General features: G+C 70.9%; 30 protein-coding genes and 2 tRNA genes. 20 read left to right on the top strand and 12 right to left on the bottom strand.

The features are described from left to right. Positions 1-38 precede the first annotated feature (38 nt). The 6 genes from serS (at position 39) to AB0P25_RS06255 (ending at position 5513) form a co-directional block, all read left to right on the top strand. Positions 39-1304, top strand: a complete 1266-nt coding sequence (gene serS / locus AB0P25_RS06280; RefSeq protein WP_363806068.1) for a serine--tRNA ligase — start codon at positions 39-41, stop codon at positions 1302-1304. After that, on the top strand, positions 1301-2104 hold the full coding sequence (locus AB0P25_RS06275; RefSeq protein ID WP_363806067.1) for an HAD family hydrolase: 804 nt from the start codon (positions 1301-1303) through the stop codon (positions 2102-2104). Before serS ends, AB0P25_RS06275 begins: the two co-directional genes overlap by 4 nt. Before the next feature lie 97 nt (positions 2105-2201). Continuing rightward, positions 2202-3494 (top strand): LCP family protein, encoded by a 1293-nt coding sequence (locus tag AB0P25_RS06270; protein ID WP_363806066.1) that lies wholly within the window; start codon positions 2202-2204, stop codon positions 3492-3494. A 36-nt stretch (positions 3495-3530) separates the two neighbouring features. Further along, positions 3531-3615 (top strand) — tRNA-Ser (locus AB0P25_RS06265). A gap of 108 nt (positions 3616-3723) precedes the next feature. Then, a complete protein-coding gene (locus tag AB0P25_RS06260) occupies positions 3724-4164 on the top strand; it encodes a hypothetical protein (protein ID WP_363806065.1) in 441 nt (146 codons plus the stop codon). A 2-nt stretch (positions 4165-4166) separates the two neighbouring features. Continuing rightward, positions 4167-5513, top strand: coding sequence for a serine/threonine-protein kinase (locus AB0P25_RS06255; RefSeq protein WP_363806064.1), 1347 nt, complete (start codon positions 4167-4169; stop codon positions 5511-5513). Here the strand turns inward: AB0P25_RS06255 and AB0P25_RS06250 are convergent. Then, positions 5486-6682 (bottom strand): MFS transporter, encoded by a 1197-nt coding sequence (locus AB0P25_RS06250; RefSeq protein WP_363806063.1) that lies wholly within the window; start codon positions 6680-6682, stop codon positions 5486-5488. The two genes, AB0P25_RS06255 and AB0P25_RS06250, sit on opposite strands and share 28 nt — an antisense overlap. Before the next feature lie 96 nt (positions 6683-6778). On the opposite strand from AB0P25_RS06250, the gene AB0P25_RS06245 reads away from it, so the two are divergent. Continuing rightward, on the top strand, positions 6779-7696 hold the full coding sequence (locus tag AB0P25_RS06245; protein ID WP_363806062.1) for a helix-turn-helix domain-containing protein: 918 nt from the start codon (positions 6779-6781) through the stop codon (positions 7694-7696). Between the two features lie 45 nt (positions 7697-7741). On the opposite strand, the gene AB0P25_RS06240 is transcribed toward AB0P25_RS06245, so the two are convergent. Next, entirely contained in the window at positions 7742-8149 is a 408-nt protein-coding gene (locus AB0P25_RS06240) for a nuclear transport factor 2 family protein (RefSeq protein ID WP_363806061.1), read from the bottom strand. Positions 8150-8279: 130 nt separating this feature from the next. Between AB0P25_RS06240 and AB0P25_RS06235 the strand changes: the two genes are divergently transcribed. From AB0P25_RS06235 to AB0P25_RS06210, 6 genes are all read left to right on the top strand, one after another. Further along, positions 8280-8603 (top strand): hypothetical protein, encoded by a 324-nt coding sequence (locus AB0P25_RS06235; protein WP_363806060.1) that lies wholly within the window; start codon positions 8280-8282, stop codon positions 8601-8603. Continuing rightward, entirely contained in the window at positions 8600-9241 is a 642-nt protein-coding gene (locus AB0P25_RS06230) for a DUF2510 domain-containing protein (RefSeq protein ID WP_363806059.1), read from the top strand. The genes AB0P25_RS06235 and AB0P25_RS06230 overlap by 4 nt, the downstream gene beginning before the upstream one ends. Before the next feature lie 70 nt (positions 9242-9311). Further along, positions 9312-9400: transfer RNA gene (locus tag AB0P25_RS06225), tRNA-Ser, on the top strand. 73 nt (positions 9401-9473) lie between these two features. Further along, a complete protein-coding gene (locus tag AB0P25_RS06220; protein WP_363806058.1) occupies positions 9474-9926 on the top strand; it encodes a hypothetical protein in 453 nt (150 codons plus the stop codon). A 171-nt stretch (positions 9927-10097) separates the two neighbouring features. Continuing rightward, a complete protein-coding gene (locus AB0P25_RS06215; RefSeq protein ID WP_363806057.1) occupies positions 10098-10391 on the top strand; it encodes an antibiotic biosynthesis monooxygenase in 294 nt (97 codons plus the stop codon). Between the two features lie 77 nt (positions 10392-10468). Further along, entirely contained in the window at positions 10469-11425 is a 957-nt protein-coding gene (locus AB0P25_RS06210; protein ID WP_363806056.1) for an AraC family transcriptional regulator, read from the top strand. An 18-nt stretch (positions 11426-11443) separates the two neighbouring features. Here AB0P25_RS06210 and AB0P25_RS06205 read toward each other — a convergent pair whose 3' ends face one another. From AB0P25_RS06205 to AB0P25_RS06195, 3 genes are read right to left on the bottom strand one after another with little or no spacing between them, the layout of a single operon-like run. Continuing rightward, positions 11444-11866, bottom strand: a complete 423-nt coding sequence (locus tag AB0P25_RS06205; RefSeq protein ID WP_363806055.1) for a hypothetical protein — start codon at positions 11864-11866, stop codon at positions 11444-11446. Next, complete coding sequence (locus AB0P25_RS06200; RefSeq protein WP_363806054.1) at positions 11863-13110, bottom strand: DNA primase small subunit domain-containing protein; 1248 nt, start codon at positions 13108-13110, stop codon at positions 11863-11865. The genes AB0P25_RS06205 and AB0P25_RS06200 overlap by 4 nt, the downstream gene beginning before the upstream one ends. A gap of 50 nt (positions 13111-13160) precedes the next feature. Then, on the bottom strand, positions 13161-13661 hold the full coding sequence (locus AB0P25_RS06195) for a MarR family transcriptional regulator (protein WP_363806053.1): 501 nt from the start codon (positions 13659-13661) through the stop codon (positions 13161-13163). Between the two features lie 96 nt (positions 13662-13757). Here AB0P25_RS06195 and AB0P25_RS06190 point away from each other — a divergent pair, with 96 nt between their 5' ends. Continuing rightward, the gene (locus AB0P25_RS06190) at positions 13758-14702 is read left to right on the top strand and encodes an NADP-dependent oxidoreductase (RefSeq protein WP_363806052.1); all 945 of its coding nucleotides are present in this window, start codon (positions 13758-13760) and stop codon (positions 14700-14702) included. Between the two features lie 79 nt (positions 14703-14781). Beyond that, on the top strand, positions 14782-16143 hold the full coding sequence (locus AB0P25_RS06185) for an NtaA/DmoA family FMN-dependent monooxygenase (RefSeq protein ID WP_363806051.1): 1362 nt from the start codon (positions 14782-14784) through the stop codon (positions 16141-16143). Positions 16144-16158: 15 nt separating this feature from the next. On the opposite strand, the gene AB0P25_RS06180 is transcribed toward AB0P25_RS06185, so the two are convergent. Further along, positions 16159-16512, bottom strand: a complete 354-nt coding sequence (locus tag AB0P25_RS06180; RefSeq protein ID WP_363806049.1) for a UBP-type zinc finger domain-containing protein — start codon at positions 16510-16512, stop codon at positions 16159-16161. Positions 16513-16655: 143 nt separating this feature from the next. Here AB0P25_RS06180 and AB0P25_RS06175 point away from each other — a divergent pair, with 143 nt between their 5' ends. Beyond that, on the top strand, positions 16656-16784 hold the full coding sequence (locus AB0P25_RS06175; RefSeq protein WP_363806048.1) for a hypothetical protein: 129 nt from the start codon (positions 16656-16658) through the stop codon (positions 16782-16784). A gap of 5 nt (positions 16785-16789) precedes the next feature. Here the strand turns inward: AB0P25_RS06175 and AB0P25_RS06170 are convergent, their stop codons facing one another. Together AB0P25_RS06170 and AB0P25_RS06165 are read right to left on the bottom strand one after the other, a co-directional pair. After that, positions 16790-17494: an SDR family oxidoreductase gene (locus AB0P25_RS06170; protein ID WP_363806047.1), complete on the bottom strand. Its 705-nt coding sequence runs from the start codon at positions 17492-17494 to the stop codon at positions 16790-16792. Positions 17495-17503: 9 nt separating this feature from the next. Then, the gene (locus AB0P25_RS06165) at positions 17504-18058 is read right to left on the bottom strand and encodes a TetR/AcrR family transcriptional regulator (RefSeq protein WP_363806046.1); all 555 of its coding nucleotides are present in this window, start codon (positions 18056-18058) and stop codon (positions 17504-17506) included. 87 nt (positions 18059-18145) lie between these two features. Here AB0P25_RS06165 and AB0P25_RS06160 point away from each other — a divergent pair, with 87 nt between their 5' ends. Continuing rightward, positions 18146-19195 (top strand): aldo/keto reductase, encoded by a 1050-nt coding sequence (locus AB0P25_RS06160; RefSeq protein ID WP_363806045.1) that lies wholly within the window; start codon positions 18146-18148, stop codon positions 19193-19195. 16 nt (positions 19196-19211) lie between these two features. Here the strand turns inward: AB0P25_RS06160 and AB0P25_RS06155 are convergent, their stop codons facing one another. Then, positions 19212-20435, bottom strand: a complete 1224-nt coding sequence (locus AB0P25_RS06155; protein WP_363806044.1) for an MFS transporter — start codon at positions 20433-20435, stop codon at positions 19212-19214. 78 nt (positions 20436-20513) lie between these two features. On the opposite strand from AB0P25_RS06155, the gene AB0P25_RS06150 reads away from it, so the two are divergent. Beyond that, entirely contained in the window at positions 20514-21389 is an 876-nt protein-coding gene (locus tag AB0P25_RS06150; protein WP_363806043.1) for a LysR family transcriptional regulator, read from the top strand. A 64-nt stretch (positions 21390-21453) separates the two neighbouring features. Next, positions 21454-22788, top strand: coding sequence for a low temperature requirement protein A (locus AB0P25_RS06145; protein ID WP_363806041.1), 1335 nt, complete (start codon positions 21454-21456; stop codon positions 22786-22788). Here AB0P25_RS06145 and AB0P25_RS06140 read toward each other — a convergent pair. Then, complete coding sequence (locus AB0P25_RS06140) at positions 22760-23635, bottom strand: oxidoreductase (protein ID WP_363806039.1); 876 nt, start codon at positions 23633-23635, stop codon at positions 22760-22762. The genes AB0P25_RS06145 and AB0P25_RS06140 overlap by 29 nt on opposite strands. Before the next feature lie 62 nt (positions 23636-23697). On the opposite strand from AB0P25_RS06140, the gene AB0P25_RS06135 reads away from it, so the two are divergent. Further along, positions 23698-24309, top strand: a complete 612-nt coding sequence (locus tag AB0P25_RS06135; RefSeq protein WP_363806038.1) for a TetR/AcrR family transcriptional regulator — start codon at positions 23698-23700, stop codon at positions 24307-24309. On the opposite strand, the gene AB0P25_RS06130 is transcribed toward AB0P25_RS06135, so the two are convergent. Beyond that, positions 24280-25317, bottom strand: a complete 1038-nt coding sequence (locus AB0P25_RS06130; protein ID WP_363806037.1) for a TerC family protein — start codon at positions 25315-25317, stop codon at positions 24280-24282. The genes AB0P25_RS06135 and AB0P25_RS06130 overlap by 30 nt on opposite strands. A 223-nt stretch (positions 25318-25540) precedes the next feature. Beyond that, positions 25541-26260, bottom strand: a complete 720-nt coding sequence (locus AB0P25_RS06125; protein WP_363806036.1) for an alpha/beta hydrolase — start codon at positions 26258-26260, stop codon at positions 25541-25543. Between the last annotated feature and the right edge of the window lie 14 nt (positions 26261-26274).

Genomic DNA, 26274 nt, shown 5'->3' with positions numbered 1-26274 from the left:
CACGCTACCTGTTCGGCATCGCTCGATAAGCTGGTCAGGTGATCGATCCCGTGCTCCTCCGCGAGAACCCCGATGTCGTCCGCCGCTCGCAGGAGGCGCGCGGCGACTCCGTGCAACTCGTCGATGAGGCCATCCAAGCGGACATCGAGCGTCGCGCGTCCATCACGGCCTTCGAAGAACTCCGCGCCGAGCAGAACGCATTCGGCAAGACCGTCGCGAAGGCGCCGAAGGAGGAGAAGAAGGAGCTGGTCGCGCAGGCCCAGCAGCTGGCGGGGCGCGTCAAAGAGGCCCAGCAGGCCGCCAACGACGCGGATGCCCGCTTCGAGAAGCTGATCCGCAGCATCGGCAACCCGATCATCGACGGCGTCCCCGCGGGCGGCGAGGACGACTTCGTCGTGCTCAAGACCGTCGGCGACATCCCCGAGTTCCCCTTCGAGGCGCGCGACCACCTCGAGCTCGGCGAACTCCTCGGGGCGATCGACATGGCCCGCGGCGCCAAGGTCGCCGGCGCCCGCTTCTCCTACCTCCGCGGCATCGGCGCCCGCCTGGAGCTCGCGCTCATGAACATGGCGCTCGACAAGGCCGTGCAGAACGGCTTCATCCCGATGATCACCCCGACGCTGGTCAAGCCCGAGATCATGCAGGGCACCGGCTTCCTGGGCGCGCACGCCGACGAGGTCTACCACCTCGAGAACGACGACCTCTACCTGACCGGAACGAGCGAGGTCGCGCTCGCCGGCTACCACGCCGACGAGATCATCGAGGTGGACGCGCCGCTCCGCTACGCCGGATGGTCGACCTGCTACCGCCGCGAGGCCGGCTCGGCGGGCAAGGACACCCGTGGCATCATCCGGGTGCACCAGTTCGACAAGCTCGAGATGTTCGTCTACACCCGCCCGGAGGAGGCGGAGGCCGAGCACGAGCGGCTGCTCGGCTGGCAGGAGGAGATGATGCAGGCGCTGGGCCTCAGCTACCGCGTCATCGACACCGCCGCCGGCGACCTCGGATCGAGTGCGGCCCGCAAGTACGACGTGGAGGCCTGGATCCCGACCCAAGGCCGCTACCGCGAGCTCACCTCCACCTCGAACTGCACGACGTTCCAGGCGCGCCGCCTCGACATCCGCTACCGCACCGAGAGCGGCAAGACGGCGCCCGTCGCGACCCTCAACGGGACGCTCGCGACGACGCGCTGGCTCGTCGCCATCCTCGAGACGCACCAGCAGGAGGACGGCTCGGTGCGCGTCCCGGAGGCGCTGCGTTCCTGGCTGGGCGGCCTGGAGCTGCTGGAGCCGATCGCACGGTGAGCTCCGACGAACGCCTGCTGATCGCGCTCGACGTCGACGGCACGCTGATCCACGAGGACGAGACGATCGGCGACGCCGTCCGCGCCGCGGTCGCCCGCGTGCGCGACGCCGGCCACGAGGTCATGCTCGCCACCGGCCGCAGCTGGGAGACCGCGCGCCCCATCCACGAGGCGTTCGGGCTCGACAGCGAGTTCGTCGTGTGCGCCAACGGTGCGCTCACGATGAAGCGCGACGCGACGCTGGATGGCGGCTATCGGCGCGAGTTCATCGAGGTCTTCGACCCGACGGACGTGCTGCTGACCATGCGCCCGCACCTCCCGAGCGGCAGCTTCATGGTGGAGGGGCCGACCGGGTTCCGCCGCTACACCGAGGGCATGACGGACTGGGAGCTCGTGAACGCGGAGCAGGTGCCGTTCGAGGAGCTGCTGCAGCATCCCGCCACCCGCGTCGTCGTGGTCTCGCCCGAGCACGACACCGAGGAGTTCCTGTCGATCGTCGACCGGATGGGCCTGCAGCGGGTCAGCTACTCGATCGGCTGGACGGCATGGCTCGACATCTCGCCCGACGGTGTCAACAAGGCAACGGCGATGGAGCGTGTGCGGCACGCGCTCGACATCCCGCGGTCGCGTGTGGTCGCCGTGGGCGACGGCCGCAACGACCTCGAACTGCTCACCTGGGCGGGCGCCGAGGGGCTGAGCGTGGCGATGGGACAGGCGCCCGACGAGGTGAAGGCGGCGGCCACGCGCTCGACCGGTCCCGTCGTCGAGGACGGACTCGCCCAGGTGCTCGACGCCCTCTGAGAGCATTTCCAGCCACCCTGTGGGACCCTTTAACCCGGCGTGCGCCTTCCGTGGGCGTGCGCTGGAGTCTGTATGGCCCCGCACCGGAAGGAAGTGAATGAGCGAGATGCCCACCCGCGCGCAAGCGCGAGCGCAGGAGAAGACGGCCGGACCAGCGGTCCGCCACGGTCGACTGAAGCAGCATCGTCCGCTCACGGCCCTCCTCAAGATCTTCGTCGCGGTCGTCGCCGTGTTCGGCGTCACCGGCGTCTCCCTCGCGGCCTACGCGGCGGTGGATGTGGTGGCCAGCGTCAAGAAGTCGGTCAAGCTCGTCGACGCCAAGGGCAACGAGGTCACGCCGAGCGTCGGCGCGATGAACGGTGCGTTCAACGTCCTGCTCGCGGGCAGCGACTCGGGCGGCGGCAACGCGGCCTACGGCGACCGCCAAGAGAACCTGAACGACGTCACGATGCTGCTGCACGTCTCCGCCGACCACAAGAACGCGACGGTCGTCAGCTTCCCTCGCGACATGTACGTCTCCATCCCGTCCTGCCCCGACCCCAAGGGCGGCAGCTTCGACGCGATGAGCCGGCAGAAGATCAACAACTCCCTCAGCTACGGCGGCCTCGCATGCACCGTGCTGACGGTCGAGAAGCTGACCGGGCTCGACATCCCGTACGCGGGCGTCATCCAGTTCGACGGCGTGATCGAGATGTCGAACGCGGTCGGCGGCGTGCCCGTCTGCGTCGCGGGCGACATCAACGACCCGTACACCGGCCTGGATGTGAAGGCCGGCCAGAACACCCTCCAGGGCCAGCAGGCGCTCGCCTTCCTCCGCACCCGCCACGGCGTCGGCGACGGCTCGGACCTCGGGCGCATCAGCAACCAGCAGGTGTTCCTGTCGTCGCTGGTGCGCACGATCAAGAGCGCGGACGTGCTCAACAACCCGGTGAAGCTGTACGGCATCGCCAAGGCGGCGACGAGCAACATCACGCTCTCCGACAGCCTCAACAACCCGACCACCATCGTCTCGATGGCCATGGCGCTGAAGAACATCGACATCAACAAGGTCGTGTTCGTGCAGTACCCGAACCACTACGACGGCGACGGCGTCTCCCCGACGAAGGACGCCGCGGCCCAGCTCATGGGTGCGCTGGCGAACGACCAGCCCGTCACGCTGACCGGCGACACCGGGGTCGGCTCGGAGGCCGACCCGAATGCTCCGGGCGCACAGACCCCGGCGACGCAGGCACCTGCGACCCAGACCCCGGCGACGCAGGCACCCGCGACGCAGGCGCCGGCCGACGGTTCCACGCAGGCCGCGGGCGACGGCTCCGGCGTCCAGCTGCCGTCCGACGTCCACGGCCAGACCGCGGCGCAGTACACCTGCTCGAAGCCGTTCCAGGACTGACGTTAGACTCGAGGCGCCCGGTTGCGGCCGGGTTCAGGAGGGCTGTCCGAGCGGCCGATGGAGCCAGTCTTGAAAACTGGTGGGCAGAAATGTCTCGTGGGTTCGAATCCCACGCCCTCCGCTTCACCCCGAGCCGACCGGGTCGACAAGGCCGTGCGGCGAGGTTACCGTGACAGCCGACCCTGGACCGCCGCTATTCGGCGTGCCCGAGACGAAGTGGAGTGCTGAGATGACCAGACGCGTTCCCGTCGTCGCGGCTGCGATCGTGCTCGCTCTGGGCCTCACCGGCTGCACCGGCGGCGAGTCGTACTCCACGCAGACCGCATCCCAGCTCCAGCACGCGGTGCTCGATGTCGCCACCACCTCCGCAGGCAACGACTACGCCGGGGCGCTGGCGAAGCTGACCGCACTGGAGCAGCTGAACGACGCGGCGGTGAAGAAGGGCTCCATCAGCGCGGCCCGTCACGATGCGATCGCCCGCTCCATCGCCGCGATCCGTGCCGATCTCGGCCGATTGCAGGATGCGGCGGAGAAGGCGCAGCTGCAGCAGCAGATCCAGCAGCTCCAGCAGCAGCAGCAACAACAACAGCAGCAGCAGCAGGAGCAGCCGAAGGGTCCCGACAAGAAGGACGACAAGGGCGGAAAAGGCAAGAAGGACGGGGGTGACTGACCGTGTCGACCACGGATGAGCTCCCCACGCCGCCCGTCGATGACTCCGGCCGGGTCATCGCCGACCGGTACCGCCTCCTCGAGCGCGTCGGTCACGGCGGCATGGCCGAAGTGTTCCGTGCGCAGGACCAGTCCCTCGGCCGCGACGTAGCGCTGAAGATCTTCCGCCGCGAGCTCGCCTCCGCGGAGGATCTGCGCCGTCAGGAGGTCGAGGTGCGCCTGCTCGCCGGCCTCTCGCATCCCTCGTTGGTCACGCTGTTCGACGCCACCTCGGACGGCGACGGGCGCGGCGTGCTCGTCCTCGAGTACGTCAAGGGCAGCGACGCGCGCGACCGCCTCAAGGACGGGCCCCTTCCCGGCCCGGTCGTCGCGGCGATCGGCCTGGACATCGCGAACGCGCTCGCCTACATCCACAGCCAGGGGGTGGTGCACCGCGACATCTCGCCGGCGAACATCCTCCTGCCGGAGTCGCTGTCCACCGGCGTCGCCGCCAAGCTCACCGACCTGGGCATCGCCCGGCTGGTCGACGACACCAAGATCACCGCGACCGGTTCGGTGATGGGCACCGCGAGCTACATGAGTCCGGAGCAGGCACTGGGGCGTCCCCTGACCGGCCGCAGCGACGTCTACTCGCTGGGGCTCGTCCTGCTGGAGTGCCTGACCGGCCGCCGCGAGTTCCCCGGCACTGTTGCGGAGTCCGCCGCGGCGCGGCTCACCCGCGACCCCGCCGTTCCCGCCACGCTGGACCCGCGGTGGAGCGCGCTCCTCGCCGCGATGACGGCACGGGAGCCCGAACAGCGGCCCGCGCCGGAGGCCGTCGCGACGCAGCTGCGGGCGCTGCTCGATCAGGATGCGTGGGTCGGTGACATCCCTGACCCCTCGGACCTCCCGACGGCTCGGATGGACACGCCGACGCACCCGGTGAGCGCCGGAACCGGCCCGACGCTGCTGTTGCCGACCTCCGAGCGGGAGGATGTCCCGGCCACCGGGCCGACGCAGGTGCTCTCGTCCTCCGATCGGGAGGAAGTATCAGCCGCCGCCCCGACCCAAGTGCTGCCCACCTCCGATCGGGACGACGCATCGGCCACCGTCCCGCTCACCGAGCGCCCCGCAGCGGCACCGGCAGTCGAACGATCCGCCCGGCGTCCCAGCCGTCGTCGCATCCTCGACATCGCGCTGGCGGTGGACGCGGTCGTCGCCGTCATCGCGATCATCCTGGCCGCAGTCACCCTGTCGACGGCCGATCGCAGCGTCCCCGACCCCGTCACCTCCTATCCGGCGGTCGACGGGACGCTCGGCGACCACCTCAAGCAGCTGGAGGATCAGGTCTCGCGCGACTGGACGCCCTGAGCGTCCCCGCCGCCGGGCGGACGGAACGTGATCGCGGTCGTCGCCGCCGCAGCGCCGACGAGGAGGGCGAGCGCCCCGATCCCGGCCGAGAGGCCGATCGCCGTGCCGAGCGCCCCGACGAGGAGCGGACCTCCGGCGTCGCCGAGCTCGCGGCCCAGCTCCGCATTGCCCATCGTCCGGCCCAGCCGCTCCTCGGGCGTGTTCGCCGCCAGGTGCGCGTAGGCGAGAGGTGTCGCGACCCCGACCGCGATGCCGATGAGGACGGCCGACGCATAGAGGGCGACGGGCTGCTGCCAGAGCATCAGCACGGCCGCGAGGGCCCCGGTCGTCAGGGCTGCGCTGACCCCCGCGCGCACGCTGACGCGCCCGCGATCCCGCAGCCGTCCCGTCAGCGGTTGGGCCACCGCGGAGATGACCGCGATGGCTGCGACGGAGGCGGCGCTGGCGATCGGGCCCGCGCCGCTCCGGGTGAGCAGTAGCGGGAGGTAGCCGACCGCCACGCCGAGCAGGCCGGTCGTCGCGGCGAGGGCCAGGGTCGGGATGAGGAAGCCGCGGTCGGTCGACTGCCGGATCAGGTCGGCGAGCGTGTACCGGGGACGCGGCCGCACGGGGAGGGACGGGACGGCGAGAGCGACCCAGACGGCCGTCCCCGCGGCGAGCAGGGCGAGGACCGCATAGAGGGCGCCGATCCCGAACGCCGTGATGAGGGCGGCGCCGAGCAGCGGGCCGGCCGCGTAGCCGATGCTCTTCCATGCTCCGTAGCGGCCGAAGTAGCGCCCCAGCCGCTCCGAGCCGGCCAGGCGCGCGACGGCGCTGGAGGATGCCGGCGAGAAGGCGGACGCGCCGGCGCCCTGTCCCAGCCGCGCGAGCGCGATCACCAGCGGCGTGGGGGCGAGGATCGCGGCGGCGGAGGCGAGCGCGAACACCACCAGGCCGCCCACGATGACGGGCTTGACGCCGATGCGGTCGCTGAGGGCGCCGAAGATCGGCTTCAGGATGACCTCCGCGAGGTCGTACAGGGCGAGGATGACGCCGAAGGTCAGCAGCGACAAGCCCAGCCCACCCGCCTCGACGCCCAGGCCCGTCGCGACGCCGTGGGCGCCGAAGGCCGTCGTGAAGCCCGCAAGGTACAGGGGGACGAGCGCGCGGCTGTCTGTTCTGGTCGTCACCCGGCCAGTGTGCCGGTTCTCCGGTGCCACTGGCCGGATAACGCGTCGAAGATGAGGCTGACGGCATTCCGGGGGGAAGCCGGCGAGGGGGCCGGGATGGTGATCGACCAGGACATCCGGACGACGGATGTGGGCGAGGCGGAGAAGCTGTTCGCCCAGGTGTACCGTCGTGCACGGCTCAGGGAGTCCGAGCACCCGTTCGTGTTCCAGCAGTCGATCCGTGGCGATGAGCGGGTGAGCATCGCGCGCTACCGCGTGGAAGGCCGCGCGGAGGTGTCCATGGACATCGAGGGCGTGCTGGGCGTCGGCTCCCGGCTCGCAGGCACCTACCGGGTGTCGTCCAACGGGCAGGACGTCGACCCGGACGGCGCGTTCCTGCTCGGACCCGGCGCGGCGGCTTCATCGTTCGCCGACCTGGACCTCGTCATGGTCTACCTCGCCGCCGACGCCCTTGCCGGCATGGCGGAGGGCCGTGAGGGCTCCTCGGTGCGGGTGGGTTCGGCATCCCCCATGACCCCGACGCTCCGCCAGCAGTGGACGCGCGCGCAGCGGTTCGCGATGGAGACGCTGGGAGATCCGCAACTGCTGGGGAACGACCTGATCCGCCGGTCGGTGACCGACCTGCTCCTCACCAACGCGCTCGCCTGCTTCGCCATCGAGGTGGATGCGGCCGGTGCGGGGCACGGGGCCCATCCGGCGACACTGCGCCGGGCCATGCGGTTCGTCGAGGACAACGCGGCGCGGCCGATCGGTGTCGACGAGATCGCTGCGGCAGCCCGGCTGAGCAGGCGCGGGGTGCAGGACCTCTTCCGCCGTTCGCTCGGCGTCACCCCGACCGGGTACCTGCAGCGGGTGCGCTTGGACGGCGCCCGCCAGGAACTCGAAAGCGGGGATGCATCGGACGTGTCGGTTCAGGAGATCGCGAGCCGCTGGGGGTTCGTGCACCTGCCGCGCTTCGCGGCCCGGCACCGGGAGGAGTACGGCGAGTACCCGAGCCAGACGCTGCGGCGGTGAGGAGCGGGCCCTGCGCGGTGCAGGGGCTCGTGCGCGGGGGGCCGATCATCCCGAGTCGTCGACCACGGTGTCCCCGTGACGGTGGGCGACCATCCATCGCCCGTCCTCGCGGCGGTAGACCTGTGTCGCCCGTAGCGTGTAGGTGCGCGGTTTCCCGTAGACGGAGACCGAGGTGTGCTCCAGCGCGGCGGTGTAGGCCATGTCGCCGATGACGTCGAAGGCGATCAGCTCCATCGTGGAGGATGTGCAGTCGGAGAAGCTGGCGGCGATGTCTGCGAAGAGCGCGTCGATCTCGTCTTGACCCATCGCGTCCTTCCATGCACCGAACACGCTGACGGGGTCGTTCCGCGACCACAGCGCCCGCCGCGGGCCGGCGTCGCCGTTGTGCAGCGCCAGTTCGGCTTCGAAGAGCGGCCCCCGGAACCAGGTGAGGAAGTCGTCACGGTCCGTCATGCCGGTAGCCTGCTCCGCTCGCCTGGACTCCGGCAGCCCTGCGGGCTGCCCAGTCCGCCCGGATCGCAACGCGGGTAGGGTCTGAATCGAGCGCTTGCCGCCGTCCCGACCGTTGATCGAGAGGATCCGCATGACCGACAGCCCCGTACCCTCGTTCGAACTGCTCGCCGCGCAGCTGCTGGAGGACCCGGACCTCGACGTCTCGGTCACCGCCACCGGGCTGCACGTGCACGGGAGGCTGTTCGCGTACCTCGACGGACCGGAGCTCGCGCTCGACCTCCCCGTCGATCGAGCGGAGGACCTGGTCTCGCGAGAGGTGGCCGAATCCGTCCCGGCCGGCCGCAGCGAGCCGAAGGGCGCCTGGGTGCGCATCGCCGACGCCGAGGACTGGCCGGAGCTGGCCTCCGAGTCGCACCAGTTCGTGGGCGAGCCCGCGGTCGGTCGCGATTCGTGAGCACGTCTGACACGCCGGTTCCGGGGGCTCCGGCACCCGGCTGGTACCCGGACCCGACCGGCGTCGGCGGGCTCCGCTGGTGGGACGGCGTCCACTGGACCGACCACGTCTCGACCGCGGCGTCGCCGTACACGCCCGCGCGTCGCCGTCCGCTCCCGGAGGGGACGCCCGTGTACACGGTGTGGATCTGGCTGGTCGTGGCGCTGCCGATCATCCCGGTCCTGCTGCTGTTCCTGGTGCAGCCGCAGGTGATGTTCCACGAGGTCTCCGTCGGCGGCCGGTCGACGCTGGCCGTGGATCCATTCGCCCTGATCGGCGGCCCGGTCTACTTCCTGGTGGCGGGTCTCGGGTGGCTGGTGACGGCGGCCGTGATCGTCTTCTCGTGGCTGGACTACCGGGAGCTCGTCCGCCGCGGCGTCGAGCGCCCGTTCCACTGGGCATGGTCGTTCCTGGGAATCGTCTACCCGATCGGCCGCAGCGTGATCGTGCGCGGCGTCGCCGGCGGCCGCGGTCTCGCCCCGCTGTGGGCGGCGATCGCGGTGCAGGTCGTGGCGTTCGCGGTCGCCATGGTGTGGACGATCGTGCTCGTGTCGCAGATCCTGGGCACCGTCTCCCACCAGGTGCCGTACGGAGCCTGAGAGCCCGATGTCCGGACGCCCCCGCCGCGTCCGTTATGATGGCTGTCGTGCGTCCGCTCGCGGTCGCGCTGGAGACGTCGCATAGTCAGGCCTAGTGCACCACCCTGCTAAGGTGGAGTCCCCGTAAGGGGACCGAGGGTTCAAATCCCTCCGTCTCCGCCGTGGCCGTAAGGCCTATCTCAGGTTCTCCCGTTTTTCGTTCTGAGGTTCGGGGACCCAGTAGGGTTCGACCATGTCATGGGGACCGGCACGCCAAGGGCGAGTCTCGCTTCTTCCTGCGGGCGCGGTGGCGCTTGCGCTAGCGCTCACGGGCTGCGTCGGCAGCCCGGGCCCGCACGATTATGACCTCGTGGATGCTGCCGCGAAGCAACTGCAGATTTCGCATGTCGGCACAGTGGGGTACGTGAACCATTACGGCCAAAGGCACAGGGTGTCCGGAAACGGTCCCAGCGTTGAATTCTTCATCGCCACCGACGACGCGAGCGCGGCGCAGACGATCGTGAACACCGCGGTCGGGAGCGGGTGGGACGGTTCCGGCGGCCAAGCGGCATCCACAACCGTCGACGGGCACTATCTCCAACTGTCGATCGTGCCTTACAGCGCGAACGACCGAGCCGACATGGGGGACGGGAAGAGCCACAGCTGGAGTCAGTCAGGGCTCATCGTCGACATCGCCGAATCCTGATGCCCCCGGAACTCGACGGTCCCGGGGGCTGACACGGTGACCAGGACGCTGAGCGTCGACCGGATGAACTCGGGCGACGTCGGGTGCAACAGCGCCTGCTACGGCTGAGGCGACGAAGAGCCGGTTCGGCCGTCGGACCATCCACCCCGTCGGCGTGCTAGCGTCGCCCGGGTGACCGTCACCTCGCTTCTCGACCTGCGCTTCGCCGCCGACCACCTGGAGGACGGGCCGCGCGCGCTGCTCGAAATCCTTGCGGACACCCGCGCTTTCGAGGGCTGCCTCGGCGTGCAGGTCGTCACCGATGTCGCAGATCCCGCTCACGTGGTCGCGGTCGAGCATTGGGAATCTCTGGACCACGATGAGGCCTACCGCGCCTGGCGCGCTGGACCGGGCGCTTCGGGTCTCGGGGCCTACCTCGCTGGACCACCAGTACTGACGCGGTTCACCGATACCGTCTCGCTCTGACCCCGCTGGACCACGTGCCGCGGCGTCGACCGTGGCTTGAGGTTGCGCGACTCCCCCGTCAGGCGCACCCTGGTGGGGTGGGATTGGTTCGCAGCGAGGTGGCCACGACGGATCTGGAGCAGGTCCGGGCGATGTTCGCCGCGGCGTACGCCGATGGCCTGAAGGTGGACGCGTCGCCGGGCAAACCGTTCGGGATGGAACAGCAGGTCGCGACCGATGGGATCGCCACCGTCTCGACGATGAGGTTCGACGGGCGTGCCACCGCTGTCATGGACGGCTCTCGCGAGGTGGTGTTCGTCGACATCTTCTCCGGCGCGTACGCCTGGCGGAGTCGGGGGGTGCAGGGAGATCAGGACCGGTCCCTGATCCTCCCGTCGAACCACGAGCTCGCCGTGGAGTTCGACACCGTACGTTCGATGACGCTCACGGTCGACGCCGCGACCGTGACCCGGTGGATGGCCCGCTACGGGGGCCTCCCGCCCTCGCCGAAGCTCCTGTATCGCGCGGCCGCCGGGTCGGATGCCATCCGGGCAGCGCTGCGCTTCTACGCCGAGCTGATGCCGACCGAGACCTTCGAGAGCCCGCTGGTGCGGTCGAACCTGCTCGACCTGATCCTGAGCATGACCGCACATCACCTCCTTCCCGAGGCCACGCCGCCGCAGCGACGAGAGGTTCCCGCCGCGCTGCAGCGCGCCGAGGACTACCTCCGCGACCATGTCGCCGATCCCGTCTCGGTCGCCGATGCCGCCGAGGCCGCGCGGCTCTCGGTGCGCGGGCTGCAGGACCAGTTCCAGAAGTGGCTGCACATCACACCCGCGCAGTACCTCCGCAACCTGCGGCTGGAAGGCGCTCGGAAGGAGCTGATCGCCGCCCGCAACAACGGGGTGCGAGTCCGGGTGAGCGATGTCGCCGTCCGCTGGGGTTTCGCGCACGTCGGCCGTTTCGCGAGCTGGTACGCGGACGCCTACGGGGAATCGCCGAGCGTGACACTCGGCCGCCGGCCCGACTCCCGGCCGATAGAGGCGGGCGGGTAGGGCCTCCGGCGGCGGGTGTCAGGCCCGGGGCCTCAGCGCGTCCAGCGACGCGACCGGCACGATCCCGTCCGCGCACTGTGCCATCGCCGCATCCACGGTGACCAGCGCCTCCGCTTGCAGCTTCGCGACGGCGAGGTATTCGGCCGCGGCGATGCTGCTCCAGCCGTGCTCGCGCGCGAGCTCGTAGGCGGTCCAGCGACTGACCCGGTCGCCGAGCACGCGGATCGGCAGCTCGGTCATCCGCGTGTGGAGCCGACGCACCTCCGCGTCGGCGATGCCGTCGGCCTGCGCGCGTTGCAACAACGCGCTGAGCGCGTCCGAGCGGATCGAATGGGGCGCGACGAGGCGGACGTCGTCGCGCACGGACACGTCGTCGGTGACGAGGAGGAGCAGGGTCGGGGCGTCGATCGCATAGCGCCGAAGATTGTCGGAGGTGGTCATGTCCGCGGGCCGCCGCCGGCCGGGCCACGCCCTGCCCACGGGTCGTAGTCCGCCAGCAACGCTCCCTGCTGCGGGCGCTCGGCCTCCGGCACGTGCTGCAGGTTGATCCTCACGCGGTACCAGAGCGAGCTCGAGCCGCGCATGCCGTCGACCAGTTCGTCCGCGGGATGGAGCTTGCCGGCGGCGTCCCGATGCTCCGCCTTCCAGCGCTCCAGCGCCTCCTGCGCCTCCGGCTTGGTCTTGGTGCGTGCGACCTCGATCAGCGGCATCTGGGAGACCCGGCGGCCCTCGCCGTCGCCCGAGCGCGGCGGTTTTTCGGCCGGACCGAGTTCGCGTGCGAGCGCGAGCAGCCCGTCCAGGGAGCCGACGGCCTCGTCGATGCCGGCGTGCGGGTCGCCGCGCTCGGCGAAACGCTCCAGGACGGTCCGCACCGTGAACTCCTCGGGGCGCCGCGAACGCACCTCGTCCCAGTCGAGCGGAGTGGACACGCGAGCGTCCGGCAGCGGGCGGATGGAGTACGCCGACGCGACCGTCCGATCCTTCGCGTTCTGGTTGAAGTCGACGAAGACGCTCTCGCCGCGCTCCTCCTTCCACCAGCGCGCCGTCGCCAGTCCCGGCGCGCGGTTCTCCACCTCGCGGGCCAGCGTCTCGGCCGCGAGACGCACGTCGGCGAACGTCCACTGGGGCGCGATGCGGACCAGGATGTGCAGCCCGCGGGACCCGCTCGTCTTCGGCCAGCCGACGAGGCCGTGATCGGTGAGGACGTCCTGCGCGATGAACGCCACATCCACGATCTGCGACCAGTCGACGCCCGGCATGGGGTCCAGGTCCACCCGCAGCTCGTCGGGATGGTCCAGATCCTCGGCGCGGACGGGGTGCGGGTTGAGGTCCAGGCAGCCGAGGTTGGAGACCCACGCCAGGCCGGCCGCATTGCGCACCACCGCCTCCTCTGCGGAGGTCCCGCGTGCGTAGTGGAGGGTCGCGGTGTCGATGTACGGCGGATGGCCCTCCGGCACGCGCTTCTGGAAGAACGGCTCCTGCGACAGGCCCTTCACGAAACGTTTCAGCACCATGGGCCGGCCGCCCGCTCCCCGGAGTGCGCCCTCCGCGACGGCGACGTAATAGCGCGCGAGATCGAGCTTGGTCAGCCCGGGCTCCGGGAAGACGACCTTCTCGGGGCTGGAGATGCGGACCTCCTCGCCGTCCACATCCAGGAAGGTCTCCGACTTCGACGAAGGGCTCATGGCGCCCACGGTAACCGGGGAGCGCGCAGGCGGCCAGGCCTGGGCGCGGCTCAGCCGCGACGGCCGCGCCGCGCCGACGCCGAACGCGGCGGCAGCGAGCGCATGTGACGGACCACGGGATCGAGCAGCTGCTGCAGCTCGGCCGTGCCGTCGGGCGAGAGGGAGTCGAACAGCATCCGGTTGAGGATCTCGATGTGGCCGGGGAAGACGGCGGCCAGTCGCGCCCGGCCTGCGTCGGTGATGGTGACCGTGGTGGCGCGCTCGTCCTCGGCGGAGGGTCCGCGCGTGACGAGCCCGGCCTTCTCCAGCAGGCTCGCCTGGTAGGTGAGGCCGCTGCGGCTGTAGACGACGCCGTCGGCGAGCTCCGTCATCCCGCAGCTGCCGTCCGGCGCGTCGCCGAGCCGGGCCAGGAGCTGGAACTGCACGTAGCTGAGGTCGCCCGCCTCGCGCAGCTGCTGCTCGACCGCGTGGCGCAGCAGGCTCGCGGTCTCGATGAGCGCGAAGTACGCGCCGAGCTGGCGCGGGTCGAGGGTGGGGGACGCGTCGGACATACGAGAAGTATATGTTGCTTCGAATTCGAAGCAGTGTTACAGTCGCTCATGTGCTTCGAATTCGAAGCAAAACGACGAAGACGAAAGAAGAAGGCTATGAAGGCAGTGCGCTTCCACCAGTACGGCGGCCCCGACGAGCTGCGCTACGAAGACGTCGAGGTTCCCGAGCCCGGCGCCGGAGAGGTCCGCATCCGCGTCGCCGGCGCGGCGTTCAACCCGGCGGACAACGGCATCCGGAGCGGTAACCTGCGCGAGGCGATCCCGGTGACGCTCCCGCACACCCCCGGTTACGACGTATCGGGGACGGTCGACGCGGTCGGCGCCGGCGTCGACGGCCTCGCCGTGGGCGACGCGGTGATCGGGTTCCTCCCGATGGTCGCCGACGGAGCGGACGCCGAGTACGTCATCGCCCCGGCCGGCGCGCTCGCCGCCGCGCCCACCAGCATCCCGCTCGTCGACGCGGCGGCCCTGCCGTCGGTCGGCCTGACGGCCTGGCAGGCCCTGTTCGACGACGCCGCACTCGAGGCGAGCCAGCGCGTGCTGATCAGCGGCGCGGGCGGTGCGGTCGGCGGCTATGCCGTGCAGCTCGCGAAGCAGGCGGGCGCCTACGTCCTCGCGACCGCCAGCCCGCGCAGCCGCGACGCGGTGATCGCGGCCGGCGCCGACGCGGTGATCGACCACACCAGCACCGACGTCGTCGGCGCGATCCAGGACCCGGTGGATGTGCTGCTCAACCTGGCTCCGATCTCGCCCGACGAGTTCCGCGCCCTGGTGGGCCGTGTCCGCGACGGCGGGGTCGTCGTCAGCAGCACCGCGTGGATGCCCGCTCCCGGCGACGAGGACCGCGGTGTCCGCGCCGTCGACGTCTTCGTCCGCAGCGACGTCGCCCAGCTGACGGAGCTGGTCGCTCGCGTGGACCGTGGGGAGCTGCGGGTGCAGGTGGATCGGCGCATCCCGCTCAGCGAGGTCGCCGCGCTGCACGCCGAGGCGGCGTCCGGTGAGCTCCGCGGCAAGGTCGTCGTCGTCCCGGACGCGGACTGAGCCGGTGCACGGTGGGGAGGGCGGGCCGACGGCTGCGTACACTCGGCCTGAACCCTCCCCTCGCGAAAGAGAGCCCTGCGTGACCGAGCCGAAGCAGCTGTTCGTCAACCTGTTCGAGATGGCGACGCCGAGCCACATCACGCACGGGCTCTGGCCGCTTCCCGGCAACAACCGCGAGCGGTTCGCCGACCTCGACTACTGGCTGGAGCTGGCGCAGCTGCTCGAGCACGGCGGGTTCGACGGGCTCTTCCTGGCCGACGTCGTCGGCGCGTACGACGTGTTCCGCGACGGGCCGGAGACCGCCCTGCGGGAGGGCCTGCAGATCCCCAACCTCGACCCGCTCCTGCTGGTCGCGGCGATGGCCGCGGTCACCGACCGGCTCGGCTTCGGTGTCACCTTCTCGACGACCTACGAGCCGCCGTTCGCGTTCGCGCGCCGCATGTCGACGCTCGACCACCTGACGAAGGGCCGCATCGGCTGGAACATCGTCACCTCGTACCTGCCGAACGCGGCCCGCAACTTCGGCCTCGACGCCGAGATCCCGCATGACCTCCGCTACCGCTACGCCGAGGAGTACCTGGAGGTGCTGTACAAGCTGTGGGAGGGATCGTGGGATGAGGATGCGGTGGTCGCCGACCGCGAGGCGGGCGTCTACACCGATCCGTCGAAGGTCCGCTACATCGATCATGCAGGCGAGCGCCACCGGGTCGCCGGGCCGCACCTCGTGCATCCCTCGCCGCAGCGCACGCCCCTGCTGTTCCAGGCGACCGGGTCGCCGGCGGGGATCGCGTTCGCGGGACGCCACGCCGAGGTGGTCTTCACCGGTGGCCGCACGAGCGAGGAGTTCCGCCGCAACACCGAGGGGATGCGGGACGCGGCCGAGCAGCAGGGCCGCGATCGCGACGACCTCCGCTTCATCGCGATGGCCGGCGTCATCGTCGGCCGCACGCAGGAGGAGGCGGAGGACAAGTGGCGCCTGTATCGCGAGAACGTCAGCCTCGATGGGATGCTCGCGCACAGCAGCCTTCCGATCGACCTGACGGCGTTCCCGCGCGAGATCACGGTGCGCGAGGCGCTGGAGCGCGCGGAGTTCCCCGCCGAGCGTGTCCCGTTCCTCCCACTCGACCGCACGGTCGGGCAGGCGCTCGACTTCGTGAAGTACGGCCGCGACGATCGCTTCCTCGTCGTCGGGGACGCGAAGACCGTCGCGGACGAGATCGAACGCTGGCTCGACGAGGACGGCCTGGACGGCATCAACCTGCGCCAGTACCACTCGTTCGACACCGCGCGCGACTTCGCGGAGCTGGTCGTCCCGGAGCTGAGGCGCCGCGGCCGTATGCCGGCCGAGGGCGACGCACCCGTCACGTTGCGCGAGCGCCTGTTCGGCGCGGGCAACCGTCGCCTGCCCGAGCGGCATCCGGGCGCCAGCTACCGGCACTGACGCGACCGGGCGGTCCTACCCGCGGTCCTGCAGCAGCTTCTGCCAATCACGCGGGACGCGGTCCGCGGGCCCCGGCACCGTCTGGTTCTCCGGGTGGCTGACCGGCGGTGCGAGCTCGGGTCCGCTCAGGAACGTCTGGCGGCGGTAGTCCCAGAACCAGTCCTCCCCGGGCTCGTAGCTCTGGATGATCGGATGCCCGGTGCTCGCCGCGTGCTTGCTCGCGTGCGTGTTGAGCGAGTCGTCGCAGCAGCCGACGTGCCCGCACTCAGCGCACCGCCGCAGATGCACCCACCAGTCGCCGGTCTGCGTGCATTCGACGCAGCCGGGTCCGCTCGGCGGCACGGCCCTGTCGATCCCCCTGTCGGTCATCTCTCCGGTCCCTCCATCGTCACGGTGGCAGTGTAGGGGAGCTCCGTGACGAACGTGTAGCGGCGCGGGTTCGCGGCTCCCCTAACGCCCGCAGCGAGACCGGGGTACGGTCGCGCGGTCAGGACATCAACGGAAGGAACGCGATGAGCGACGAGAACCAGCGCCCCGACGCCGACGAGCTGCCCGACGGCTCCAACTCCGACGGCAGCCAGTCCGAGCCCGGCGAGGACACGACTTCGGGTGGCGGCCCCGACGAGCACAAGGGCGCCTGACCCCGTCAGCGGCGGTTGAAGGGGCGCACGCTCAGGGACTCGACGGTTCCGGTCGGCGGGAGGTCGACGGCGACGCGCACGGTCGCGGCCACCATCTCCGGCGTGATCGTGTAGGTCGCGTCGTACTCGTGGCCCTCCCGCGCCTGGAGCGCCCGCTGCATGTCCGTGTCCACGCGTCCGGGATGGATGCTCGTCACGCGCACGCCGTGCGGCCGCTCCTCCTCCCGCAGTGCGTCGGTGAGGGCCCGGAGCGCGAACTTCGACCCGGCGTAGACCCCGCCGCCCGGGCCGCTCGTGAGGCCCGAGCCGCTGTTGATCGACACGACCAGACCGTGCGCTGCGCGGAGGGCCGGGAGCGCGCGGCGCGTCAGCGCGGCCACGGCGAACACGTTGACCTCGAAGACGTGCTGCCAGGTCTCCGCATCCGTCGCCTCGACCGTTCCGCCGTCCTCGACGCCCGCGGAGTGGACCAGCACGTCCAGCCGGTCGGGGAGCGCGGGAAGCGACGCACCGCTCAGGTCGGCCACGAGATCGGCCACGTACGGCTCGGCCGACGGCAGGTCGGCCACGACCGCGGCCACCGCGTCCGCATCCCGTCCGCCCACCAGGATGTGATGCGTGCGCCCCAGCTCGACGGCGATGGCGCGGCCGATGCCGCGTGAGGCTCCGGTGACGAGGGCGATGGGACGGTCGGGGTCGGTGCTCGGCATGCTCCGACCCTACGCGGGTGCGGGCAGCGAGCCGACCACCATCTCGAGGATGCGGTCCGCCTGCGTGAGGCCGGCCTCGCCAGCCGGGACCCGCCAGAGTGCGCTGAGCAGGAGGAGGACGTCGCCGGCGTCCGCGCCCGGCCCGATGTCGCCGTGTGCCACCGCCGCGTCGAGCAAGTGCTGGATCGCGGCCGTCACCGGCGCGTACGTGGCGTCGATCACGGCCTGAGCTGCGGGGGTGGCCAGGGCGTCTCCCAGGCCGTGCTTGATCCGTACCAGCTCGGCCAGGTCACGCGCCCACGTGCGGAAAGCCTCCAGCGGCTCCTGCTCCGTGAGGAGGGGGCCGACCGAACCGTCGAGCGCGTCGATCTCCTCCTTGTAGACCCCGAGCAGCAGCGCTTCGCGGGTGGGGAAGTGCCGGTAGAGGGTGCCGGCGCCGACGCCGGCCCGCTTGGCGATCTGGTTGAGCGAGGCGTCCGCGTCCTCGCGGAACGCCTGGGCGGCGACCTCGAGGATGCGCGCGCGATTGCGCTGCGCGTCGGCGCGCGTCGTCGGCTCAGGCATGCGGCTCCTTGCTAAACGGAGAGGTCTCCGCTACAGTCGCGAATCGAAGCGGAGAGTTCTCCGCAGATACCCATTCAAGGAGATCCCATGCGATACCGCAAGCTCGGCACCACCGGCCTCGACGTCTCGCCCGTCGCGATCGGCGCGATGACGTACGGCGAACCCGACCGCGGCCACCCCGTCTGGTCCAAAGGCGAGGAGGAGGCGCGTCCGCTGATCCAGCACGCGCTCGAGGCCGGCATCAACTTCTTCGACACCGCCAACATGTACTCGAACGGCTCCAGCGAGGAGATCCTCGGCCGGGCGCTGCACGACTTCGCCGACCGCGACGACGTCGTGATCGCCACCAAGCTCCGTCACCCGATGCGGCCCGGGCCGAACGGCAAGGGCCTCTCGCGCAAGGCGATCCTGACCGAGGTCGATCACTCGCTGCAGCGGCTCGGCACCGACTACATCGACCTCTACCAGATCCACCGCAACGACCATTCGACTCCGCTGGAGGAGACGCTGGAGGCGCTGCATGACGTGGTCAAGGCGGGAAAGGTCCGCTATCTCGGCGCTTCGTCGATGTTCGCCTGGGAGTTCGCCAAGGCGCTCAACCTGCAGAAGCAGCACGGGTGGGCGCGGTTCGTCACCATGCAGGACCACTACAACCTCCTGGCCCGCGAGGAGGAGCGGGAGATGATCCCGCTCTGCCTCGACGAGGGCGTCGGCACGATCATCTGGAGCCCACTGGCGCGCGGCCGCCTGGCGCGCGCCGGGGACGACGCCCGCTCGACGGCGCGATCCCAGAGCGACGGAGACTACGCCGACCTGCTCTACACGCCCGACCAGGAGCGGTCGAACCGCGCGATCATCGACGCGGTGGGCGCGGTCGCCGCGGCGCGCGGTGTGAGCCGGGCGACCATCGCCCTGGCCTGGCTGCACCGGCAGCCGGTGGTGACCGCCCCGCTGGTGGGCGCGAACTCGATCGCCCAGATCGACGAGGCGGTCGCGTCCCTCGACGTCGAGCTCACCGACGACGAGGTGCGCTCGCTGCTCGCGCCCTATACGCCGCGCTACGACTTCCAGGGCGTCTCGGACGAGGCGACGATGGAGGCCATCCGCGCCCGCGTGCCGGGGATGACCCTGGCCTGATCGGCCGCGACGGGACTCACGCCCGGCGCAGCATGCGCAACCCGGCAGGGACCGACAACACCGCGATCGCGGTCACGAAGACGACGAGCACCGGGACCAGCGGCCACAGGATGAGTGCGACGCCCACCAGCAGCACCGGCAGCGCCAGGCCGATGTAGGCGATCAGGAAGATCGCCGCCAGCACCTCGCCACGGCGCTCCGGCGCCGCGAGCGAGGCGGCCGCCGCGATCGCGGAGCGGAACTGCAGGCCGACGCCCGCTCCGGCGAGCACGCCGCTGACGACGAACACCGTGAGCGACGCGAGCAGCACACCGGCCGCCAGGCCGCCCAGTCCGAGCAGCATCAGCACGAGCGCGAGTACGAGCTGCGCCCGTCCGGAGAGCCGGGCGAACACGATCTGCGACACGGCGGAGGCGGCGAAGACGGCGAACGGGACGGCGCCGGCGAGCAGGTGCGAGGTCTGGTGCAGCGTCCCGGCGAGCACGCTCGGCGCGAGGGAGGTGAACAGTCCGAAGACCGCGAACCCGGCGAACGCCGCGACCGCGGCGGCGGAGAAGGCGCCGCGGGCCTCTGCCGGAAGTGAGATGCGCTGAGGGCGGTAGGCCGGGCGCTCCTCGGCCCGCTCCACCGTTTCCGGCACGAGGGCGACGGCGACCGCGGCGACCGCGAGCAGGACGAGGAAGACCGCGTACGGGAGGAGCAGCGGCGCCGGCAGGAACTGCGCGAACGCCCCGCCGATCAGCGGGCCGAGCGCGAGGCCGCCCGTATTCACGACCGTCGACACCGTTCCCGCGAGCCGCGGACCCTCCTCCGGCTTGGCCACCGCCCGCAGTTCGCTGAGGTGCGCGGTGGCGCTCGCGGTGAGTGCGCCGACGCCGATCCCGGACAGGGTGCGCGCGACGATGAGCCCGGCCACGTCGTTCCAGACCAGGAACAGTGCGGCGGCGACGATCTCGACCAGCACGGCGATCAGCACCATCCGGCGGCGTCCCGCCCAGTCGCTCAGGTGACCGATGAGGAAGAGGCTCGCGATGACGCCCACCGCGTAGGCGGCGAAGATGACCGTTACCACCCAGGTCGGGAACCCGTCGCGCGCTTGGTACAGCGCGTACAGCGGGGTCGGGATGGTGGAGAACGCCATCACCGCGAGGAACGCCGCGGCGATGATCCAGAATCCGGTTCCGTGGCGGAGGCGGAACGGTCGGCGGTCGGTTGGGCGGGTGTCGAGTGCGGCGGTCATGCTCTGATGATGCTCCGCCTCAGCCATCGAGTCCAACGGAAATAGACGATGGTGAGTATCGACGAATACGATGAGGCCATGGACACGCGCCAGCTCGAATACCTGGTCGCCGTCGCGGACGAGCAGAGCTTCACGCGCGCCGCCGAGCGCGTATTCGCCGCCCAGTCGACCGTCTCGGCCGGCATCCAGAGTCTCGAACGCGAACTCGGCGCCCCGCTGTTCGAGCGGGATGCGCACGGCGTCCGCCTCACCGACGCGGGGGAATCCGTGCTCGCTGAGGCGCGCGCGGCGCTCCGCAGTGTCGACCGGATGCGGGAGCTCGCCGACCGCGACGGTCCGCTGCGCGGGACGGTCCGCGTCGGCATCTTCACGAACCTGACCACCGTCGACCTGCCGGGGATCATGGGCGAGTTCCACCGCCGCCATCCCGGGGTCGACCTCCGGCTCGGGCCGTCGCCGAGCGGGTCGACCGGTCTCATCGAGGACGTGCGCCAGGGCAGGCTCGACATCGCGTTCCATGGCCTGCCCGACGCGGTGCCCGACCTGCTGACGCGGCCGCTCGCCGACTCGCCGTTCCGCGCGGTGCTGCCGGAGGCGCATCCCCTCGCCCGCACGCGCGCGGTGTCGCTGGCCGACCTCGCCGACGAGCCGTGGGTGGATGCGCGTGCCGGCTTCGGCAACCGGGTGTCGCTCGACCGCGCGTTCGCCGCTCTCGGGCTGACCCGCCGCGTCCCGACCGAGTTGGCCGACCTGGGCGAGATCCCGCGGTTCGTGGCCGCCGGGCTCGGCGTCGCCGCACTGCCCGAGCTGACGATCATTCCGGCGGCCGGCGCCGTCGTGCGGCCGCTGCGGGAGCCGGTCGACTGGCGGTTGAGCGCCATCGCCCGGCAGCGTCCCGGCCGCGCGGCCGAGGCCCTGCTCGCCCTCCTCGGGGAGCGCATCGCGAGCGCGTGACCCGCAGCCCTACCGCACGCCTCCCGGATGCGCGAGACTCGGCGCGGACGGGGAGGGAACGCGCATGGCGGATTTCGACGACCAACTCCAGCTCGAGCTCCGGCATCGGATGCGACCGATGCGTGGGCGTGACCCGCACGAGCGCGGTCGCACCACCACGCCGCTGGAACTCCTCTACGACCTGACGTACGTCGTCGCCTTCGCGGCCGCCTCCGACCAGCTGGCCGAGCAACTGGCACATGGCGACGTCTGGCCGGCGCTCGGCGCGTACGCGTTCGCGGTGTGGGCGGTCAGCTGGGCCTGGCTCAACTTCACCTGGTTCGCGTCGGCCTACGGCAACGACGACGTGCTGTTCCGGCTGGCGACCATCGTGCAGATGATCGGCGTCATCGTGCTCACCTACGGGCTTCCGGTGAGTTTCGAGCGGGCGGCTCACGGCGAGAGCCCGAACAACCTGCTCATGGTGTTCGGCTACATCATCATGCGGGTGCCGCAGATCCTGCTCTGGCTGCGCGCCTCCCGTGAGGACCCGGAGCATCGGCGCAACGCGATCTCGTACGTGGTGATCATCTCGATCGCCCAGGTGGGCTGGTTCCTGACCGCGATCATCCCGCTGCCGACCGCCGTCATTGTCACGGCCCTGGTCGTGCTGGCGCTGTTCGAGATGATCGCGCCCGTCGCCGCGACCCGGCTCTACGGCTTCTCGCCCTGGAATGCGGGACACCTAGCCGAGCGGTTCGCGCTGCTCACCATCATCACCATCGGCGAGGTGATCGCCGGGACGACCTCCGCCGTGGGAACGCTCATCGCGACGGCCGGGTGGTCGCCGGAGGCGGTGCTGATCGCCTCCTCGGGTCTGGTGATGGCGGCGGCCGTCTGGTGGACGTACTTCCTCGTCCCGTCGCGGCTGGTGCTGGAGCGACGGCCGGAGCGGGCGTTCGGCTGGCGGTATGCGCACGTCGCGCTGTTCGGCTCCATCGCGGCGATCGGGGCGGGTTTGCACCTGACCACGATCGCGATGGAGAGCGGCAGCGTCTCCCTGCTCGGTGTGGCGCTCGCCCTGGCGGTGCCGCTGGCACTGACCATCGTGCTGATCTTCTTGACGTGGAGCGTGCTGCTCCATTCCTTCGACCTGACGCATCTGCCGCTGCTGCTGGTGACCCTGGCGCCGCTCGCCGCGGCCGTCGTCGTGGGCGCGCTGTCCCATCCCGGCGAGGGGATCGACCTGGACCGGCCGGGCGAGTTGACCGCGCTCAGCGTCGTCATCGGGCTCGTGGCCCTCGGCGCCGTGGTCGAGGTCGTCGGCCACGAGCTGGTGGGCTACCACCACACGTTGCGGGCGTGGCGCAACGACCCGTCCGGGCGGCCGGTCAGCTCCGCAGAGCCACGCCCGTCATGACCTCCGACGCCTGCCAGAGGCGGGCGGCCACGCCGGGATCGGACGCGCGGGCCGAACGCGAGATCGGCTGAGCGCCGCCGCGCATGTGCAGGAGGTGCTGCGGCCCGACGAACGCGCCGCCCGGTACCTCTTCGGTCGCCGCGTACAGGACCGGCAACGCGCCGTGCTCCGCATTCTGTCCCAGGTGCGGGAGCAGGCGGTCGAACAGGTTGCGGCGGCTCCCGGCCGGAGCGTCGTAGATCGCGGTCGTCACCAGGCCGGGATGCGCCGCCACGGCCCGGACGGCCGACCCGCCTCCGCGGAGGCGGCGCTCCAGTTCGGCGGTGAACAGCAGGTTGGCCAGCTTGGAGTCGTTGTACGCACGTGCCGGATCGTAGGGCCGCCGCTCCCAGTTCAGGTCGTCGATATCCAGACGCCCCATGCGCTCCGCCTGGGAGGCGAGCGTGACGACGCAGCCGGTGACCTGCGGGAGGAGCAGCGTGGTCAGTGCGAAGTGCCCGAGGTGATTGGTCCCGAGGTCCAGCTCGAACCCGTCGGCCGTCCGGGTGAGCGCGCGGGCGTAGACCCCGGCGTTGTTGATCAACAGGTGGATGGGTCCGCTCCAGTCCGCAGCGAACCGGTGGACCGATGACAGGTCGCCGAGATCGAGCGGCCGCACCTCCGTCGAACCCGGGATGCCGTCCGCAACGGCTCGGCCCTTGGCCTCGTCGCGGACGGCGAGCACCACGCGCGCGCCCGCGGCGGCGAGAGCGCGCGCGGTCGCGCGTCCGATTCCGCTCGAGGCGCCCGTGACGATGGCGGTCTGGTCCGTGAGGTCAGGGACGGAGGATGCGCTGTAATCGGCCATGAGGGCCAATGTAGACAACGACTACATTGTTGTCAATGACTACATCCCGGTAGGATCGACGGGTGGATTCGACCTACCATCACGGCTCGCTGCGCGAGGCGCTGCTGGCCGAGGGCCGCCGCCTGCTGGTGGAGGATGGGCCGGACGCAGTGACGCTCCGTGAGCTCGCCCGCCGCACCGGGGTCAGCCACGCCGCACCGAGCCGGCACTTCGCCGACCGCGACGCGCTGCTGGCGGCGCTCGCCGCGGAAGGGTTCGACGAGCTGACCGCCGACCTGCGCCGCGCAGCCGGTGACGAAGGCCTCGAGGAGCGGCTGACCGTGTACGCCCGTGCCCACGTCCGCTTCGCGATCGAGAACGGTCCGCTCGTGGCGCTGATGTTCGCCCGCAAGCCGCTCCCCGGCGATCCCGACGCGGAGGCCGCCGCCCGCTTCTACGCTCTGGGCGCCGAGCTGCTCGGCGAGGCGCCGGGTGAGCCGGTCGGAGCCATGCCGTACGTCCTGGCGGGGACGCTCGAAGGGATCGGCGCGCTCGTGGTCGCGGGCCGGCTGGCGCCGGAGCGCGTGGACGCGGTCATCGACGAGGCCGTGGCGATGCTGCTCCCGCGCGTGCGGGAGCAGCTGGCCCGGCGGGACGGTGGTGGGTCAGTCGGTGGTGCGGGCGTCGGTCAGTGAGCCGGTCTCCCGGTCGTCGCGTCCGTCCGGTGCGTCGCGTACCTCCGTCGCCTTCCGCGTCTTCCGCAGGCTGAGCACCGCGGCGACGGCGATCACCAGGCCGATGAACGTCAGCGAGAACCAGATCGGGATCTCCGGGATCCACTTCACCGGCTCGCCACCGTTGATGAACGGCAGCTCGTTGACGTGCAGCGCGTGGAAGACGAGCTTCACGCCGATGAAGGCGAGGATGACCGCGAGGCCCTGCGACAGGTAGACCAGCCGCTCGAGCAGCCCGCCGATGAGGAAGAACAGCTGGCGGAGACCCATCAGCGCGAACGCGTTCGCGGTGAACACGATGTACGCCTCGCTGGTCAGGCCGTAGATGGCCGGGATGGAGTCCACCGCGAAGACGACGTCGATCAGGCTGATCGCGACGATCGTGAGCAGCATCGGGGTGACGAAGCGGCGGCCGTCCTTCTTCACGGTGAGCCGGTCGCGGTGGTACTCGTCGGTCATCGGGAGGTGCCGGCGGAGGAAGCGCATGGCGCGGTTGTCGGACGGGTCCGAGTCGTGGCTCGCGAACGCCTGGCGCCAGGCCAGGAACAGCAGCAGCGCGCCGAAGAGGTAGAAGATCCACGAGTAGTTCTCGATCAGCGTCGCACCGACCGCGATGAAGATGCCGCGCAGCACGAGGGCGATGATGATGCCGATCATCAGCACCTTCTGCTGATACGCCTTCGGCACCGCGAAGGCGGACATCAGCAGCAAGAAGACGAACAGGTTGTCGACCGACAGCACCTTCTCGGTGAGGTAGCCGGCGAAGTACTCGCCGCCGTAGTTCCAGCCCGAGACCAGGCCGACGCCCACGCCGAACAGCAGCGCGAGGCCGATGTAGAACGCGGACCAGCGCGCCGACTCGCCGATGGTCGGCTCGTGCGGCTTGCGGACGTGCGCGAAGAACTCGTAGACGAAGAACGCGATCGTGACGGCGATCGTGATGATCCAGATGAGCGGGGTGACCTGCACCGGGACTCCAAGGGGATAGGCGTAGCGACTCGCCAAGGTCTCCTCCGCCCCGGCCGATCGACTCGGCTGCGGGACCAGCGGCCCGGGATGCGATGGCGCATCCGTAATGACGGACTCACTGCTAGGCGGGAGTACTCCCCTTGATGCCTCCACCCTACCGGCCGCGCGGCGGGCTCGGCTGGGAATCCGCCGGGCCGGCGTCAGTGCGCGCGGTGCGCTCAGTTCACCCGAGAGCCGTGAGCGCCTCCAGGATGGTGTCGGCGACCGGACCCGGCTGTGACACGCTCAGCGCGTGGGATCCGCCGCGCACCTCGCGCACGCCGCGGGCGCCGGCCCGCTCGGCGCCGGCGCGGTGTTCGGCCACCGGGATGTTGAGGTCGGCGTCGCTGAATACGCACCAGCTGGGCACGGTCTTCCACGCCGGCGTGTCCGTCGGGAGGCCCGCCGCGAGTGCCGCCTGCGCGACCGGGCGCTGCGTCACGGCCATGAGGGCCGCCGTGCGGTCGTCGACGTCGGCGGCGAACTGGTGGTGGAAGGCATCGGGCCGGATCGCCAGGTCCACGCCGCCGTCGGCGAGGGGGTAGGAGGCGAGCGCGTCGCCGAGGGTGCTGCCGGGGAACTCGCCGGACAGATCCAGCGCGCTCTGGCCGTGGTCGGGCACGAACGCGTCGACATAGACGAGGCCGACCACGGCGTCGTTCTTCGCGCCCGCCTCGGTGATGACCATCCCGCCGTAGGAATGGCCGACGAGAAGGACCGGCCCGCCGACGCTCGCGACGACGTCGCGCACGTAGGCGGCGTCGCCGGACAGGCTCCGGAGCGGGTTCGCGGCGGCGACGACGGAGGCGGACTGCGCCCGCAGGCGCTCGATGACGCCGTTCCAGCTGCTGGAGTCGGCGAACGCGCCGTGCACGAGCACGACGGTGGGCTTCTGATCGGTCATGGTGGTGTCCCTTC

The sequence above is a fragment of the Leifsonia sp. NPDC077715 genome, from assembly GCF_040686855.1.
Taxonomy (GTDB): Bacteria; Actinomycetota; Actinomycetes; order Actinomycetales; family Microbacteriaceae; genus Leifsonia.
This window is presented reverse-complemented; position numbering and strand designations above follow the sequence as displayed.